Origin of the sequence: Microlunatus kandeliicorticis, from assembly GCF_014137855.1 — a bacterium.
Lineage (GTDB): Bacteria > Actinomycetota > Actinomycetes > Propionibacteriales > Propionibacteriaceae > Microlunatus > Microlunatus kandeliicorticis.
This window is the reverse complement of the sequence record NZ_JACGWT010000001.1, coordinates 801392-816321: the sequence shown is the minus strand read 5'-3', so window position 1 is coordinate 816321 and position 14930 is coordinate 801392. Positions and strand designations below refer to the sequence as shown.

The window sequence follows — 14930 nt, the reverse complement described above, 5'->3', positions numbered from 1 at the left end:
CGCGCTCAGTTCATCTCGTAGGTCGTGCGGTTGCGGAAGTAGCCGAACTGGACGATGGTCACCACCAGGATCACCACGAACAGCACGACGCTCATCGCGGCCGCGTCACCGATGCGGAAGCCCACGAAGGCGGACTTGTAGATCAGCGAGTTCATCACCTCGGTGGCGTCGCCCGGCCCGCCGTTGGTCAGCACGTAGACCGTGTCGAAGACCTGGAACGAGCCGATCACCCCGGTGACCAGCACGAACAGCATGGTCGGACGGAGCAGCGGCAGGGTGATCGAGAAGAACTGCTTGATCCGGGAGGCGCCGTCGATGGCGGCCGCCTCGTACATCGAGGCCGGGATGGACTGCAGACCGGCCAGGAAGAACAACATGTTGTAGCCGACGTACTGCCAGATGTTGGCGAAGGCGACCACCGGCATCGCCCAGACCTGCGAGGAGAGCCAGCTCGGACCGGCGATCCCGACGAACCCGAGCAGGGTGTTGATCACGCCGGTGCTGGGGTCGAAGAACCAGTTCCAGACCACGGCCATCGCCACCGGCGTGGCCAGGTAGGGCAGCACGCACAGCACCCGGACGAACGAGGTCCCGGGCAGCTTGCGGTTGAGCAGCACCGCCAGGCCCAGCGCGATCACCGTCTGGGCAGGGATGTTGAGCAGCACGTAGTAGGCGGTGACCAGCAGCGAGTGGCCGACCGCGTCGTAGCGGAAGATGTCGATGTAGTTGGACACCCCGACGAAGGACGGCGGGGTCAGCAGGTCCCACTTGACGAAGCTCAGCACGATCACCACGACCACCGGGACCAGCAGGAAGGCGATCACGCCGATCAGGCTGGGAGCCAGGAAGCCGAGCGCGGTGCGGATGTCCCGACCGGTGGGCTTGCCGGTGCGCGTCGTGGTGGCGGCGGCCTCCGTCCCGATCGCGGCCGCGGTCACCGAGCGCTCCCCGAGGCCGGGGTCGGGACCGGCGTCGGGGCGAGGGATCTGTTCGGCGCCGGGGGTCCGGCGGGCACCCGGCGGGGCATCGGACGGTGACCGGGTCCTCCGGTCGTGAGGGGTGTGGTCATCCGGACCTCCTGGGTCGGCATCGTCCCCGTGGCAGCGCTTACCGTCTGCCGTGGGTCACGCTAAACCTGCCGCCTGTGGACGTGCTTTCGGCCCCTCGCCGGGTGGTGGTCGGGGCGGATCAGCCCTCGATCACCGGCGCCAGCGCGCGGACGGTCTCGAGCGTGTCGGCCTCGTCGGCACTCTTGTCGGTCCGGTAGCGGAGCACCCGGGCGAACCGGAGCGCGACGCCGCCCGGGTAGCGGGTGGACCGCTGCAGCCCGTCGCAGGCGATCTCGACCACCGTGGTCGGCTCGACGTGCACCGTCCACGACGTCCGCCGGGTCTCGCGGGCGAGGAAGTGCTCGGTCTGCCAGGCCAGCATCTCGTCGGTCATGCCCTTGAAGGTCTTGCCGAGCATGACCAGCCCGCCGGTCGCCGGGTCGCGCGCGGCCAGGTGCAGGTTGGAGAGCAGGCCCTCGCGACGCCCGTGGCCCCACTCGACCGCGGTGACCACCAGGTCGAAGGTGTGCCGCGGCTTGACCTTGACCCACGCCGAGTCCCGCCGGCCCGCGGCGTAGGGCGCGTCCAGGTTCTTGATCACCACGCCCTCGAACCCGGCGGCCACCGCCTGCTCGAAGGCCTCCTGCGCCGCCCCCGGGTCGGCGGTCAGCAGCCGCGGAACCACCTGGTCGGCCGGCACCACCGCGGCCAGCGCGTCGAGGCGGGCCGACAGCGGCTCGTCGAGCAGATCGCGGTCGTCCACCCGCAGCAGGTCGAAGAAGTACGCCCGGAGCCCGGACGCCACGCCTTCGGCCGGCCGCTCGGCGGCCCCGGGTTCCGTGCGCGCGTGCGTCGCCGAGCGCGAGGCGGAGACCTGGAACGCCTCCGGCCGGCCGTCGGGACGCAGCGCCAGCGCCTCGCCGTCGAGCACCAGCCGGCGCGGCGCCATCGCGGCGACCGCCGCCACGACGCCGGGCAGCCGGGCGGTGATCTCGTCGAGACTGCGGGTGAAGACCCGGACGTCCTCGCCGTCCTTGTGCACCTGGACCCGGATGCCGTCGAGCTTGCTGTCCACGGCCACCGGCGCGGAGGTCTGCTTCCCGCCGGCCTTGACCAGCCCCTCGGCCACGTCGGGCGCGCTGGCCGCGAGCATCGGCTGGACCGGGATGCCGACCGTCAGGCTGACCGCGGCCAGACCGGCCTCGCCGTCGCGAACCAGCACGGTGGCCGCCTCCGGCGTCGAGCCCAGCAGCATCGCCGCCCGGCGGACCGCGGCCACCGGCACGTCGTGGGCGGCGGCCAGACCGTCCTGGACGGCCGCCTCGAGCGCACCCTGCCGGACCTCACCGGACACCAGCCCGCGGAGCAGTGCCTGCTCGGGCTCGGTGGCCCGGGAGAACAGCGCGCGCACCCGGTCGGCGCGGGCACCGGCCGACCCGGGGCCGGAGAGCCCGGCCATCTCGGCGAAGGCGGCGTCGACCTCGACCACGGTCAGCGTCGGGTCGGCGGCCGGCGGCGGCGGGTCGGCCAGCGCGCGGTAGCCGACGCCGGTGCGCCGCTGCCGGAGCGCCCCGGACAGGTAGCTGACCACGATCTCGAGCTCGTCCGGACCGGTCAGCGGCTCGCGGAGCAGCGCGGCCAGGATGTCGCGCTTGGCGTTGCGCGAGCGGGTGCCCGCCAGCGCCCGCCAGGTCTCCGCCAGTCGTCCGAACAGCACGGACTCATTCTGGCCGCCGGGTCGGACAGTGCACCGACCGAGCCAGACGCCCCGGCCGGCGGGCCTGGCTCAGAGCACCAGCGCCAGGATCAGCAGCACCACCAGGACGACGATCACCGCGCCCAGCAGGTACAGCCAGAGCCGGCCGACCGCCGCCCCGGCGGTGGGGGCGGTCGCCTCGGCCAGCAGCTCGTGCCGCCGGAGCTCCCACTCCCCCTGGCCGAGCCGTCCGTCGGCTCGCAGGCGGTCCAGCTCGTCCAGTGCCGTCGCGTACTCGCGGGCCCGGTCGTCCACGGTGATCCATCCGTTCTCGTCGGGAGTCGGTGCGCTCCGCACCGGCGTCCAGTCGACCACGCGGACCCCGCTCCCCGACACCGACCCTCGTCGCGCGCCGGGTGCCACCACGGTCGCAGGCACCGACCCCTCCGGAGCCCCGGGCGCCCCGCACCCCCACGCCCTGAGCCCCACACCCACCCCGGTGCCCTGAGCCCCCACACCCACCCCGGTGCCCTGAGCCTGTCGAAGGGCGGCCCTAGCGCAGATAGCCCTCCGGGGCGTGCCGGCGGACGTGGTCGACGGCCTCGCCGATCCGGTCCGGTGCCAGCTCCGCGAGCTGGTGCAGCACGATCGTCCCGTCGAAGCCGGCGGCGGCCAGCTCGGCGAGCACCGCGTCGTAGTCGAGATGGCCGCACCCGGCCGCACGGCCGCCCGCGTCACCGTCGTGGTCGAGGTCCTTGGCGTGGGCCAGCAGCACGTACGGGCCGAGCCGGGCGAACGCCTCGGCGAGATGGTCGCGCTGCCGGGCCAGGTCGCCGCGGTGGAACAGGTTCGCCGGGTCCATCACCACCCCGAGCGCCGGGCTGCCGACCTGCTCGATCAGCGCCTCGGCCCGAGCTGCGGTGTCGACGACGTTGTTGTGCTCGGGCTCGAAGGCCAGCCGGACGCCGGCCGCCTCGGCGGCCGGAGCCGCCCGGCGGAGCTGGCCGACGACGTCGTCCCAGGCGGCCGGGCTGCGGTTGTCCTCGTGGTGGGTCCACATCAGCTCGGCCCGGGTGCCGGTGCACAGCGTGACCAGGTCGGTGCCGAACGCCTGCGCGTGCGCGATCAGGGCGAGCAACCGCTCCAGGTTGGCCTCCCGGCTGGCCGGATCGGGATGGGCCATGTTGTAGGTGCCGTCGACCGCCGCGACCCGCAACCCCCGCGCGGCGGTGGCTGCGCGGACGCGGTGGGCGGTGTCGGCCCCGATTCGCCCGCCGAGCACCTCGAGACCCCGGAGCAGTGCGTCGCGGACGGGCACGTCGGGCGCGGTGCTGCCCAGCTGGAGCTGGACGTTGGTGAAGCCGTGCGCGACGACCGCGTCCAGGACGGTCTCCAGGTCACCGGCGAACTCGGTGGTCATCACCCCCAGGTCGGCCATCGGTCCCCTCGCCTGTTCGGTCGTTCTGCTGAGCAAGCCTGTCGTGCGGTCGGGTTCAGGGCCCGCGGTACCGGCCCACCGGCCGGAGCCGCAGCGGTGGCTCACGGTACTCAGCGAGGGCGTGCGCCAGCCACCCGGCGGTCCGGCCGATCGCGAACACCGCGGTGCCCGCGTCGGGCGCCATCCCGAAGGCCAGGGCGAGGGCGGCCAGGGCCAGGTCGACGTTGGGGAACCAGCGGGGGTCGGCGCGGCCGACCGCCGCGGCGAGCGCGCGGTAGCCGGCCACCGCGGCCGCCACCGTCGAGCCCGGGTCGGCCTCGGCCAGCCGCTCGAGCCGGGTCAGCAGGTCCTCGGCCCGCGGGTCGCGGCGCCGGTAGATCCGGTGCCCGAACCCGGCCAGCCCGCCGGCCCGGACGGTCTCGGCGAGCACCCGGGGCGCCGGCTCCCCGGCGACCACCCGGGCCAGCACGGCGTACGCGGTCCGGCTGGCGTCCCCGTGCAGCGCGGAGTCGAGGGCCCCGAGCCCGGCGGCCACGGCGGCGTAGGGGTGCGCCCGCGCCGAGGCGGCGACCCGCACGGCAAGGGTGCTGGCGGCGAGGTCGTGGTCGAGCAGCAGCACCAGCGCGGCGTCGAGCAGCGCCACCGCGTCCTCGGCGGGGGCCTGCTCGGTCAGCCGCGGCCAGAGCCGGGCCGCCATCGAGGCGCCCGGAGCGGGCTCGGAGCCGCGCAGCGGCAGCGCCTCGACCTCCGCGGCCAGCAGCGGGCCGGCCCGCCGCACCACGCCGACCGGGGCGAGGTCGTTGCGCAGCGGGTCGGCCGCACCGGCCCCGACCACTTGGAGGTGGATCCGGTCCAGCGCCCCCGGGACGACGGAGGGCGGCGGCAGCGGCGGCAGCGGGCCGGCGACGAAGGGCGTGAGCTCCTCGCCGGCCCGCCCCCCGTCCACCGGCCCACCGTCCACCGGTTCCCCGTCCGCTGGCTCGTCGCGCGGCTCGTCGGCCCCTCCGCCGCCGGACGCGGCGGCCCACACCCACCGGCAGACCCGCTCGAAGCCCTGGTCGGCGAGCTCGGCGGCCCGCCGCCCGCGGTAGTAGAGCTCGTCGTCCTCGATCAGCGCGAGATCGACCTCGATCGTCCCCAGCGGTGCCCCGGTCGGCCGCCCGGACCGGTCGGCCGGGGCACTGCGACGCCGGGCGGCAAACGTCTCGACCTCGAGCGGGTCGAAGGTCGACCCGCGGCGGTCGCGGACGCGGGTCAGCAGCCCGCGGGACACGTAGGCGTAGAGCGTCTCGGGTTTGACGCCGAGCCGGGCGGCGGTCTCCGCGGCGGTCAGCCGGGGCAGTGTCCCGCTGGTGTCCGACATCACCCTCCTCGACCGACCGACGTTGACGTGATCAATGTTGACGCTGCGAGCGGTCCACTCGCAACCTGACATCATGAGCACATCCACCCCACCCGGACCGAGCCGGCCGGGCCCCACCCAGCCCGCACCGACCGGGACCGACCGGATGACCGAGCGACTGATCGAGGTGCCACCCGGCCTGGCCGGCGTGGTGGCCGCCGACACCCGCATCGGCGAGGTCCGCGGACTCGAGGGCTTCTACCACTACCGGCAGTACTCCGCGGTCGAGCTGGCCACCCGCCGGAGCTTCGAGGACGTCTGGCACCTGCTGGTGCTGGGCGAGCTGCCGGACGCGGCGGCCGGCCGGGCCTTCGCCGCGCGGGTGCGAGCCGCGCGCGCGATCCCGCCCCGGACGGCGGCCGCCCTCCCGGCCATCGCCGCCTGCGCCTCCACCGGCCGCACCGACCCGCTGGCCGGGCTGCGCGCCGCGCTGACCCTGGCGGCCGGTGAGCTCGGCATCGGCCCGCTCTACGACGTCGACGACGGCCAGCGCCGTGAGCACGCGATCCGGGTGGCCGCGCTGGTGCCGACCCTGCTCGCCGCCCTGCTCCGGCTGGGCCGCGGCGAGCCTCCGCTCGAACCCCGCGACGACCTCGACCACACCGCGAACTGGCTGTACCTGGTCACCGGGCTGGTCCCCGACGAACGCGCCCGGGCCGCGGTGCAGAGCTACCTGATCAGCACGATCGACCACGGGTTCAACGCCTCCACCTTCACCGCCCGGGTGGTCGCCTCGACCGGAGCGGACCTCGCGGCCGCGGTGGTCGGAGGCCTCGCCTCGCTCAGCGGGCCGCTGCACGGCGGGGCGCCGAGCCGGGCGCTCGACACCGTCGACGCGATCGGCACCGTCGACCGGATCGAGCCCTGGGTGCGCGAGCAGCTCGCGGCCGGACGCCGGATGATGGGGTTCGGCCACCCGGTCTACCGCACCGACGACCCGCGCTCGACCCTGCTCCGTGACCTCGCAGCCGGGTTCGGCGGCCCGCGGTACGCGCTGGCCACCGCGGTCGAGGAGGGCGTGCTCCGGGTGCTCGAGGAGGTCAAGCCCGGCCGCGGGCTGCGGACCAACGTCGAGTTCTACGCCGGGCTGGTGATGGAGTTCTGCGGTCTCCCGCGGGAGGCGTTCACCCCCACGTTCGCGGTCGCCCGGGTGGTCGGCTGGACCGCCCACGTCCTCGAGCAGGCCGCCGCGGGCAAGATCATCCGTCCGTCCTCGCGCTACGTCGGCCCGCCCGCCCCGCAGCCGGTGCCCGAGCGCTGAGCCGGCCGGACCGGCCCCGAGCGGGGCCGGCGGCCGCGGCTGCCGCTACGGTGGAGGGACGTTTCGCCGAACCCGAGGAGTCCGCACCATGAGCGCCGAGGCCAAGAGGAACGCCGATCGTCTCGAGGCGAGGATGGAGAGCACCCGCGAGCACCTCGCCGACTCGATCGGTGCGCTGGCCGACAAGGCCGACCTCAAGGGTCAGGCCGGGCACCTGGTCGACGACGCCGCGATGAAGGCCGAGCACGCGGCCGCCGAGGCGAAGATCAAGGCCGCCGAGGCCCGCGACCTGGCCGCGGCCCAGGCGAGCCACTTGCGTTCGCGCGCCGGGGAGCTCTCCCCCGCGCTGGTCGCGGTGCTGGTCGCGGCGCCGGTGGTCGCGCTGGTGCTGTTCCGCCGGCTCCGGCGCCGCTGAGCGCGCGCGCCGTCCGCCGGTGACGCCTAACCGGTGACGACGCCGGCGAGCCGCTGGGCGATGGCCACGGCCTCCTGACGGGCGGTCTCGAACTCCGCAGCCGCCCGGTCGACCTCCGGTGCCAGCCCCGGCACCCGGTCGGCCAGCGTGCGCGTGCAGCGGATCACACTCACGTCCATCCCGAGGGCGTCGCCGAGGATGATCTGCAACGGCGGGATCGCGTGGTTCCAGTCCTCGGTCGGCGTCCCCGCGTCGTAGGTGCCGCCCGCGGTGCTGATCAGCACCGCCGGGCGTCCGGCCATCGGGTGCAGGGTGCCGTCGAAGCTCACGGTGACCCCGGGGACGTGGATGCAGTCGACCCAGGCCTTGAGCGTCGAGGGCATCGAGTAGTTGTAGGTCGGCACCCCGACCACCAGGGCGTCCGCGGCCAGCAGCTCGTCGAGCACCTGCCGCTGGAGGGCGTCCGCCTGCGGCGGCACGGCCGACCCGGGCCGGCGCAGGTCGGCGGCGTAGTGCTGCTCGGAGTCGGCCAGGTGCGGCAGGGGTTGGGTGTGCAGGTCCCGGACCACCACCGTGTGGTCCGGGCCGGCGGCTCGCCACGCCTCGGCGAAGGCGGCGGTGAGGGCGCGGGACCGCGAGGCGGTCAGGTCGGCCGAGGAGTCCAGCTGCAGCAGAGTGGGCACGAGGGACAACCTATCCAGCCGGGCCGGAGCGCCCGAGGTGCTCCGGACGCACGAGACGGCGGGCACCCGGTCGGGTGCCCGCCGTCTCGACGGTGACGCTGTTCAGGCCTTCGGGGCCTCGTCGGCCTCGGTGGTCGGGACCGCGGTCTGCTGCTCGACGACGTCGGCCTCGTCGGCCTCGGTCGAGGTGCTGACGCCCTCGGCACTCGCCACGTCGGCCTCGGTGGTCCGGGCCTCGGTGGTCTCCTCCTCGGTCGCCGCCGCCTCGGCCGCCGGGCTCTGCTCGGCGGTCTCGTTCTCGGCGGCCTCGTTCTCGGCGGTCTCGGTCGCCGGGGCGGCTGCCGCCTTCTTGGCTGGGGCCTTCTTGGCCGCGGTCTTGGCCGCACCGTTGGCCGGGGCGGCGTTGGCCTTCTTGGAGTCGGCCACCGACTCGGTCACCAGCTCGATCTGCGCCAGCGGGGCGTTGTCGCCCTTGCGGTGACCGATCCGGGTGATCCGCAGGTAACCGCCCTCGCGCTCGGCGAAGGTCGGGGCGATCTCGGTGAAGAGCACGTGCACGACGCTCTTGTCGCGGATCGTCGACATCACCTGGCGGCGGGCGTGCAGGTCGCCGCGCTTGGCCTTGGTGATCAGCTTCTCGGCCACCGGACGCAGCCGCTTGGCCTTGGCCTCGGTGGTCGTGATCTTGCCGTGCTCGAACAGCTGGCTGGCCAGGTTGGCCAGGATGATCCGCTCGTGCGACGGGCTCCCGCCGAGCCGCGGACCCTTGGTGGGTGTAGGCATCTCTTCTTCTCCAGATCGGCCGGACTCAGGTCAGCGAGGTGCCGCCGCAGCCCGGGGGTCGTTGCTCAGTACTGCTCGGTCTCGGCGTAGTCGACGTCCTCGTCCTCGACCTCGTCGTCGTACCGCCCGATGGCGGTCAGCGGGTCGAAGCCGGGGGCGCTGTCCTTGAGCGAGAGACCCATCTCGTGCAGCTTCAGCTTGACCTCGTCGATCGACTTGGAACCGAAGTTGCGGATGTCCAGCAGGTCCTGCTCGCTGCGGCTGACCAGCTCGCTGACCGTGTGGATGCCCTCACGCTTGAGGCAGTTGTAGGACCGGACGGTGAGGTTGAGGTCCTCCACCGGCAGGGCCAGGTCGGCGGCCAACTGCTCGTCGATCGGCGACGGGCCGATCTCGATGCCCTCGGCCTCGACGTTGAGCTCGCGGGCCAGGCCGAACAGCTCGACCAGGGTGCGGCCGGCGGAGGCGACGGCGTCGCGCGGGCGCATGGCCTGCTTGGTCTCGACGTCGAGGATCAGCCGGTCGAAGTCGGTCCGCTGCTCGACGCGGGTGGCCTCGACCTTGTAGGTGACCTTGAGCACCGGCGAGTAGATCGAGTCGACCGGGATCCGGCCGATCTCGGCGTCCGGGGCCTTGTTCTGCACCGACGAGACGTAGCCGCGGCCGCGCTCGACGACCAGCTCCATCTCCAGCCGCCCGTTCTCGTTCAGGGTGGCGATGTGCAGGTCGGGGTTGTGCACCTCGACCCCGGCGGGCGGGGCGATGTCGGCGGCGGTCACGGCACCGGGGCCGGCCTTGCGCAGGTACATCACCACCGGCTCGTCCTCCTCGGAGGAGACGACGAGGCCCTTGAGGTTGAGGATGACCTCGGTGACGTCCTCCACGACGCCCTCGATGGTCGAGAACTCGTGCAGGTTGCCGTCGATCTTGATGCTGGTCACGGCCGCCCCCGGGATCGAGGACAGCAGCGTGCGCCGCAGCGAGTTGCCGAGGGTGTAGCCGAAGCCCGGCTCGAGCGGCTCGATGGTGAACCGCGACCGGTGGTCGGTGACGACCTCTTCGCTGAGCGTGGGGCGTTGTGCGATGAGCATGACGTTCCTTCCCCGCGTCGACCGCTATTTGACGACGCGGACCCGGGCCGCATCCGGCGGTCCGGGTTGCCTGACGACGACTCCCCCGCCGACCTCGCGGTCGGTCAGGGGAGCCGGACGGTGACGATTACTTCGAGTAGTACTCGACGATCAGCTGCTCGGCCACGTCGACCACGATCTGCTCGCGGCTCGGCAGGCTGTGCACGAGGATCCGGCCCTGCTCGGGCAGCGCGTCGAGCCAGCCCGGGACGTCGCGCTCGCCGTGGGTCTCACGGGCGACGACCATCGGGGTGAGGTTCTTCGACTTCTCGCGGATCTCGATCACGTCGTGCGGGCTGACCCGGTAGGACGGGATGTTGACCTTCTTCCCGTTGACCAGGAAGTGCTCGTGACCGACGAGCTGGCGGGCCTGCCGACGGGTCCGGGCGAAGCCGGCGCGGTAGACCACGTTGTCGAGCCGGGACTCGAGGATCTGCAGCAGGATGTCGCCGGTCTTGCCGGTGACCCGGTGCGCTTCCTCGTAGTAGCGGCGGAGCTGCTTCTCGAGCACGCCGTAGGCGTAGCGCGCCTTCTGCTTCTCGCGGAGCTGGAGCGAGTACTCCGAGTCCTTGGTGCGGCCGCGCCCGTGCATGCCGGGCGGGTAGGGACGCCGCTCGAAGGCCTTGTCGTTGCCGACCAGGTCCGTCCCGAGCCGGCGCGACTTCTTGGTCATGGGACCGGTGTAGCGAGCCATTTCTCTGTCTTCCTCAATCGATCTCGGGTGCGGGCGTCAGACGCGACGGCGCTTGGGCGGGCGGCAGCCGTTGTGCGGCACCGGGGTGACGTCGGAGATCGCCCCGACCTCGAGCCCGATGGCCCCCAGCGAACGGATCGCGGTCTCGCGGCCGGAGCCGGGACCCTTGACGAACACGTCGACCCGCTTCATGCCGTGCTCCATGGCGCGGCGCCCGGCGGCCTCGGCGGCCATCTGCGCGGCGTACGGGGTCGACTTGCGCGAGCCCTTGAAGCCGACGGTGCCGGCCGACGCCCACGCGATGACCGCACCCGACGGGTCGGTGATCGAGATGACGGTGTTGTTGAACGTGCTCTTGATGTGGGCCTGGCCGGCCACCACGTTCTTCTTCTCCTTGCGGCGCACCTTCTTGGCGGCGGCGCCACGTCCTGCTTGGGCCATGAGTTTCTTCTCTCCTGGAGTCTTCGAGGATCAGGCGGACCGCGTCAGCGGGCCTTCTTCTTGCCGGCCACGGGCTTGCGGGCACCCTTGCGGCTGCGCGCGTTCGTCCGGGTGCGCTGACCACGGACGGGCAGACCGCTGCGGTGCCGGCGGCCCTGGTAGGAGCCGATCTCGACCTTCCGCCGGATGTCGGCCGCGACCTCGCGACGCAGGTCGCCCTCGGTCTGGTAGTTGGCCTCGATCCAGTCGCGGAGCGCGACGAGCTGGTCCTCGGTCAGCTGGTGGACGCGGACGTCCCCGCTGATCTGGGTGGCCTCGAGAGTCTCCAGGGCGCGGGTGCGGCCCACGCCGAAGATGTAGGTGAGGGCGACCTCGAGCCGCTTGTCGCGCGGCAGGTCGACCCCGATGAGACGTGCCATCGTGAGGTTGTCCTTTGCTGGTTGTCGACCCGGTCGGGCCGCGAAGGTGTGGGGCGTGTGGCGTCCCCGATCTCACCCGGGGCCCCGGCCTTCGCCCGGGGGTGGACACCGGACCGGTCAGGGACCGGGCGGTGGTGCCGACACACTGTGTGTGGTGTTCAGTTGTGGGGCGTCGGTCCCTCGGGACGACGGGCGGGAGCGGCTTCGCTCAGCCCTGACGCTGCTTGTGGCGCGGGTTCTCGCAGATCACCATCACGCGACCGTGCCGGCGGATGACCTTGCACTTGTCGCAGATCCGCTTGACGCTCGGCTGGACCTTCATCGAGCAACTCTTTCGGACGCGCCGGGCTCGGTGCGAGCCCGACTTGTGGACGGGTGGTGGTGGCCGGAGCCGCCGGTCACTTGTGTCGGTAGACGATCCGACCGCGGGTGAGGTCGTAGGCGGAGAGCTCGACGACGACACGGTCAGCCGGGAGGATCCGGATGTAGTGCTGTCGCATCTTGCCGCTGATGGTGGCGAGCACCTTGTGACCGTTGGCCAGCTCGACGCGGAACATCGCGTTGGGCAGCGCCTCGACCACGGTGCCCTCCAGCTCGAGGGCGCCTTCCTTCTTCGCCATGAACTCCGATTCGCCTCAGATCTGTTTGTCGACACACGCGAACAGACCACCCTTCGGATGGCCGACATGCAAGATTACGCCATCGCCGCCCCGCGCCCAAATCGTCCGCGGGCGGTCGAGCGCGGCCGGCGACGGGCCCGACGGCCCGCCCGGACCGTGCGACCGGACGGGGTGACCCTGCCGTGCGGATCGGGTGGGGTCAGGCGGGGGCGACGCCGCGGCCGAGGCGCTCGCGGTAGAGGTCGACCGACTCGCGCAGCGCCCGGAGGATGTAGCCGGGCACCTCCATCCCCTTCTTGTTGGCCCACAGCAGCCGTGCCTCGACCCGGCCGATCTCCCGGGCGTAGCCCTCGAGGTCGTCGTCGAGCCCGAGCCCGGTGATGACCCCGCCCATGTCGGCCTTGTACTGCGGCATCGCGTTGGTGCCGACCAGGTTGTACGACTTCTCCCGCAGCACCCGGGCCAGGAACATCTGCCAGGGCTTGAGCCGCCCCTGCTGGATCATCGCGGTCGCCGACATCTGGTAGAAGGCGAAGTGCCCCGGCTCCTGCTGCTTGATCGGGGTGATGACGGTCTCGGAGATCGCATCCTCCCCGAGCTGCTTCATCCCGTCGTTGATGACGTTGTAGGCCAGCACCGCCTGCCGCTCGGTGCTCGCACCGGTGAGGAAGTAGAGCAGCCGGGCGACGTCCTGGATCGGTCGCAGGTTGGCCAGCGCCCCCAGCACCTTGATCTTGAAGCTGACGTCGAGCACCGGCTCCGCCTGCGTCATCCCGAGGTCCTGCTGGAGCCGGTCGAGGATCAGCCCGTGCTGGATCTCCTGCGGCTGCCACACGTCGGCGTAGAACATCCGGTTCGTCTCGTCGACGTCGGGGAGCAGCACCAGCAGCTCGAGCACGTTGCGGTCGACCTCGAGCTCGACCCGGGCGAGGTAGTTGAGGATGTGCCCGAACCGGTCGCGGACCAGGTCCGGGCGCTTCACCGTGCGGTCCACCGAGTCGAGCGCGATCGGGGGGTACAGATCGCCGAGTCGCCGGACGTGGTCGGCGATCTTCTGATCGGTGATCACTTGCTTGGGCACTGCGGGATCCTATCGACGGGACCGCCGGCCGACGAGCCCGCGGAATGTGTCGTCAGCCACAGCTTAGGTAAGGCAACCCTGGCCTCATCGAGCGCTGTCTGACGGCTTCGATTCGTCGCCGTCCGAGGCGCCGGATTGGGCTGCCGCCGGTGACGGGAACCGGAGCCCCGTCGGCGTCCCCGCCAATGCGCGCGACCCCGCGGAAATCCCCCGCTGAGCAGGTACTCTCGTAGGTGCAGCAGCTCGGGTCGTCCGACTTCCCACGCGGATCACCCACCCAGAGGGTTGCTGCCTGGAGGGCGCGTCGGCTCTGCCGATCGCTGCCCTCGGCGGCGAGTGCCCCGGTATCGATCCCCCGGCCGGGCACTCGCCAGCCTATTTGGCCCTCTTCGGTCCGCTCGCGCACGTGCGCTGAGCCTGTCGAAGCGCCCTTTGACGGCTGGGAGAGACTCGGCGAAACCACCGCGCTCAGAGCAGGACGACCAGCAGGATGACGACGACCAGGACCGCCGCGGCGACGGAGCCGACGGCGATGGCGGCCGCCCGGGTGCCGTGACGGGCCGGGGTCAGCTCGCCGGGCGCGGTGGTGGTCGAGAGCGACTGCGCGACGATGGCGGGCTGGTCGTAGGTCGGCGCTGGCGGGAGCCCGTCGACCACCGGGACGAGCTCGCCGAGCGTCCCCGCGGCGAACAGCCGGTCCAGCCGGCTGCGGTACTCGTCCGGGTCGAGGGTGCCGTCGGTGAAGGCGGAGTTGAGCCGTGCCGCCACCCGGTTGCGCTCGTCCTCGTCGACCGGGTCGCCCGGCCGGCTGCGGTAGGACGAGGAGATCGGCAGGTCGCTCACCCGCGCCACAGTAGCGGGGCCGGCCCCGGGCGGGCACGGTCCGCCTAGGCTGCGGCGGTGCCCCGGATCGTCTCGCTGCTGCCCTCGGCCACCGAGATCGTCTACGCGCTGGGTCTCGAGGACGACCTGGTCGCGGTGACCTTCGAGTGCGACGAACCGGCCCGCGCCCGCCAGGAGAAGCGGATCGTGGTCGGCGGGCTCGACACCCGCCACCTCGCCCCGGCCGAGATCGACCGCTGGGTCCGCGGCCGGCTGGCCGAGGGCGGTGACCTCTACACCCTGCACACCGACGCGCTCGCCGACCTCTCCCCCGACCTGGTGCTCACTCAGGACCTCTGCCGGGTCTGCGCGGTCCCCACCGGCCACGTCCGCGAGGCCCTCGACCACCTGGGCTGCCGCGCCGACGTCGTCACCCTCGACCCGATGACCCTCGACCAGGTGCTGGACACGGTGACCGAGGTGGCCGCCGTCACCGGGGTGGCCGACCGAGGCCGGGCCCTCGTCGCCGCGCTGCGGGCCCGGCTGGACCGGGTGGCCGCGCTCAGGGCCGGCCGCCCGCGCCCGCGGACCGCGGTCGTCGAGTGGGTGGACCCGCCGTTCGGGGCCGGGCACTGGATCCCCGACCAGGTCAGCGCGGCCGGCGGGCTGCCGGTGGCCGCCCGACCCGGACTCCGTTCGGTGCCGATCGGCTGGGACGACGTGGTCGCCGCCGCCCCCGAGGTCGTGCTGGTGTCCCCGTGCGGCTTCGGCCTCGACGGCGCCGCCGCCCAGGCCACGGTCGTCGTCGACGCGCTCGCCCCGCGGCTGCCGGCGGCCCGGTTCTGGGCGGTCGACGGTGACGCCTTCGTGGTCCGGCCGGGGCCGCGGCTGGTCGACGGGGTCGAGCACCTCGCCCGGGTGCTGCACCCGGGCCTGCCCGGACTCGGCGAGCCGGACCCGACCGCGGTCCGCCGGATCGCCTGACCCGGCCGGGCC

At 73.0% G+C, this 14930-nt stretch carries 18 protein-coding genes; 3 read left to right on the top strand and 15 right to left on the bottom strand.

From position 1 onward, the window contains the following. Positions 1-5 precede the first annotated feature (5 nt). The 5 genes from FHX74_RS03690 to FHX74_RS03670 all read right to left on the bottom strand — a co-directional run bounded on the left by FHX74_RS03690 (position 6) and on the right by FHX74_RS03670 (position 5546). Positions 6-938 carry a carbohydrate ABC transporter permease gene (locus FHX74_RS03690; protein WP_328823595.1) on the bottom strand — a complete coding sequence of 311 codons (933 nt, stop codon included), beginning with the start codon at positions 936-938 and terminating at the stop codon, positions 6-8. A 250-nt stretch (positions 939-1188) separates the two neighbouring features. Continuing rightward, a complete protein-coding gene (locus FHX74_RS03685) occupies positions 1189-2766 on the bottom strand; it encodes an ATP-dependent DNA ligase (protein ID WP_182558682.1) in 1578 nt (525 codons plus the stop codon). A gap of 69 nt (positions 2767-2835) precedes the next feature. Further along, complete coding sequence (locus tag FHX74_RS03680; protein WP_182558681.1) at positions 2836-3141, bottom strand: hypothetical protein; 306 nt, start codon at positions 3139-3141, stop codon at positions 2836-2838. Between the two features lie 157 nt (positions 3142-3298). Next, positions 3299-4183: a sugar phosphate isomerase/epimerase family protein gene (locus FHX74_RS03675; RefSeq protein ID WP_182558680.1), complete on the bottom strand. Its 885-nt coding sequence runs from the start codon at positions 4181-4183 to the stop codon at positions 3299-3301. A gap of 55 nt (positions 4184-4238) precedes the next feature. Next, positions 4239-5546: a citrate synthase gene (locus tag FHX74_RS03670; RefSeq protein ID WP_182558679.1), complete on the bottom strand. Its 1308-nt coding sequence runs from the start codon at positions 5544-5546 to the stop codon at positions 4239-4241. A 73-nt stretch (positions 5547-5619) separates the two neighbouring features. On the opposite strand from FHX74_RS03670, the gene FHX74_RS03665 reads away from it, so the two are divergent. Together FHX74_RS03665 and FHX74_RS03660 are read left to right on the top strand one after the other, a co-directional pair. Further along, positions 5620-6846: a citrate synthase gene (locus FHX74_RS03665; protein WP_235970091.1), complete on the top strand. Its 1227-nt coding sequence runs from the start codon at positions 5620-5622 to the stop codon at positions 6844-6846. A gap of 88 nt (positions 6847-6934) precedes the next feature. After that, entirely contained in the window at positions 6935-7261 is a 327-nt protein-coding gene (locus FHX74_RS03660) for a DUF3618 domain-containing protein (protein WP_182558678.1), read from the top strand. Between the two features lie 26 nt (positions 7262-7287). On the opposite strand, the gene FHX74_RS03655 is transcribed toward FHX74_RS03660, so the two are convergent. From FHX74_RS03655 to FHX74_RS03610, 10 genes are all read right to left on the bottom strand, one after another. Next, entirely contained in the window at positions 7288-7944 is a 657-nt protein-coding gene (locus FHX74_RS03655) for an FMN-dependent NADH-azoreductase (protein ID WP_182558677.1), read from the bottom strand. A 102-nt stretch (positions 7945-8046) separates the two neighbouring features. Then, positions 8047-8727, bottom strand: a complete 681-nt coding sequence (gene rplQ / locus FHX74_RS03650) for a 50S ribosomal protein L17 (RefSeq protein ID WP_182558676.1) — start codon at positions 8725-8727, stop codon at positions 8047-8049. A gap of 65 nt (positions 8728-8792) precedes the next feature. After that, positions 8793-9818: a DNA-directed RNA polymerase subunit alpha gene (locus FHX74_RS03645; protein WP_182558675.1), complete on the bottom strand. Its 1026-nt coding sequence runs from the start codon at positions 9816-9818 to the stop codon at positions 8793-8795. 127 nt (positions 9819-9945) lie between these two features. Further along, a complete protein-coding gene (gene rpsD, locus FHX74_RS03640) occupies positions 9946-10551 on the bottom strand; it encodes a 30S ribosomal protein S4 (RefSeq protein ID WP_182558674.1) in 606 nt (201 codons plus the stop codon). 36 nt (positions 10552-10587) lie between these two features. Next, positions 10588-10992 (bottom strand): 30S ribosomal protein S11, encoded by a 405-nt coding sequence (rpsK, locus tag FHX74_RS03635; RefSeq protein ID WP_182558673.1) that lies wholly within the window; start codon positions 10990-10992, stop codon positions 10588-10590. A 44-nt stretch (positions 10993-11036) separates the two neighbouring features. Further along, positions 11037-11411, bottom strand: coding sequence for a 30S ribosomal protein S13 (gene rpsM, locus FHX74_RS03630; RefSeq protein ID WP_182558672.1), 375 nt, complete (start codon positions 11409-11411; stop codon positions 11037-11039). Between the two features lie 208 nt (positions 11412-11619). Continuing rightward, positions 11620-11733 (bottom strand): 50S ribosomal protein L36, encoded by a 114-nt coding sequence (gene rpmJ, locus FHX74_RS03625; protein WP_013862061.1) that lies wholly within the window; start codon positions 11731-11733, stop codon positions 11620-11622. A gap of 76 nt (positions 11734-11809) precedes the next feature. Further along, positions 11810-12031: a translation initiation factor IF-1 gene (infA, locus tag FHX74_RS03620; protein ID WP_091075514.1), complete on the bottom strand. Its 222-nt coding sequence runs from the start codon at positions 12029-12031 to the stop codon at positions 11810-11812. A 199-nt stretch (positions 12032-12230) separates the two neighbouring features. Next, a complete protein-coding gene (locus tag FHX74_RS03615; protein ID WP_182558671.1) occupies positions 12231-13112 on the bottom strand; it encodes a GTP-binding protein LepA in 882 nt (293 codons plus the stop codon). A 468-nt stretch (positions 13113-13580) separates the two neighbouring features. After that, positions 13581-13955, bottom strand: coding sequence for a DUF1707 SHOCT-like domain-containing protein (locus FHX74_RS03610; RefSeq protein ID WP_182558670.1), 375 nt, complete (start codon positions 13953-13955; stop codon positions 13581-13583). A gap of 57 nt (positions 13956-14012) precedes the next feature. Here FHX74_RS03610 and FHX74_RS03605 point away from each other — a divergent pair, with 57 nt between their 5' ends. Beyond that, positions 14013-14918 carry an ABC transporter substrate-binding protein gene (locus tag FHX74_RS03605; RefSeq protein ID WP_182558669.1) on the top strand — a complete coding sequence of 302 codons (906 nt, stop codon included), beginning with the start codon at positions 14013-14015 and terminating at the stop codon, positions 14916-14918. Positions 14919-14930 lie beyond the last annotated feature (12 nt).

Coding starts and splice junctions, on each gene's coding strand:
- FHX74_RS03675 (WP_182558680.1), bottom strand. CDS start 4,183: ATGGCCGACCTGGGGGTGATGACCACCGAGTTCGCCGGTGACCTGGAG.
- FHX74_RS03670 (WP_182558679.1), bottom strand. CDS start 5,546: ATGTCGGACACCAGCGGGACACTGCCCCGGCTGACCGCCGCGGAGACC.
- FHX74_RS03665 (WP_235970091.1), top strand. CDS start 5,620: ATGAGCACATCCACCCCACCCGGACCGAGCCGGCCGGGCCCCACCCAG.
- FHX74_RS03660 (WP_182558678.1), top strand. CDS start 6,935: ATGAGCGCCGAGGCCAAGAGGAACGCCGATCGTCTCGAGGCGAGGATG.
- rplQ (WP_182558676.1), bottom strand. CDS start 8,727: ATGCCTACACCCACCAAGGGTCCGCGGCTCGGCGGGAGCCCGTCGCAC.
- FHX74_RS03645 (WP_182558675.1), bottom strand. CDS start 9,818: ATGCTCATCGCACAACGCCCCACGCTCAGCGAAGAGGTCGTCACCGAC.
- rpsD (WP_182558674.1), bottom strand. CDS start 10,551: ATGGCTCGCTACACCGGTCCCATGACCAAGAAGTCGCGCCGGCTCGGG.
- rpsK (WP_182558673.1), bottom strand. CDS start 10,992: ATGGCCCAAGCAGGACGTGGCGCCGCCGCCAAGAAGGTGCGCCGCAAG.
- rpsM (WP_182558672.1), bottom strand. CDS start 11,411: ATGGCACGTCTCATCGGGGTCGACCTGCCGCGCGACAAGCGGCTCGAG.
- rpmJ (WP_013862061.1), bottom strand. CDS start 11,733: ATGAAGGTCCAGCCGAGCGTCAAGCGGATCTGCGACAAGTGCAAGGTC.
- infA (WP_091075514.1), bottom strand. CDS start 12,031: ATGGCGAAGAAGGAAGGCGCCCTCGAGCTGGAGGGCACCGTGGTCGAG.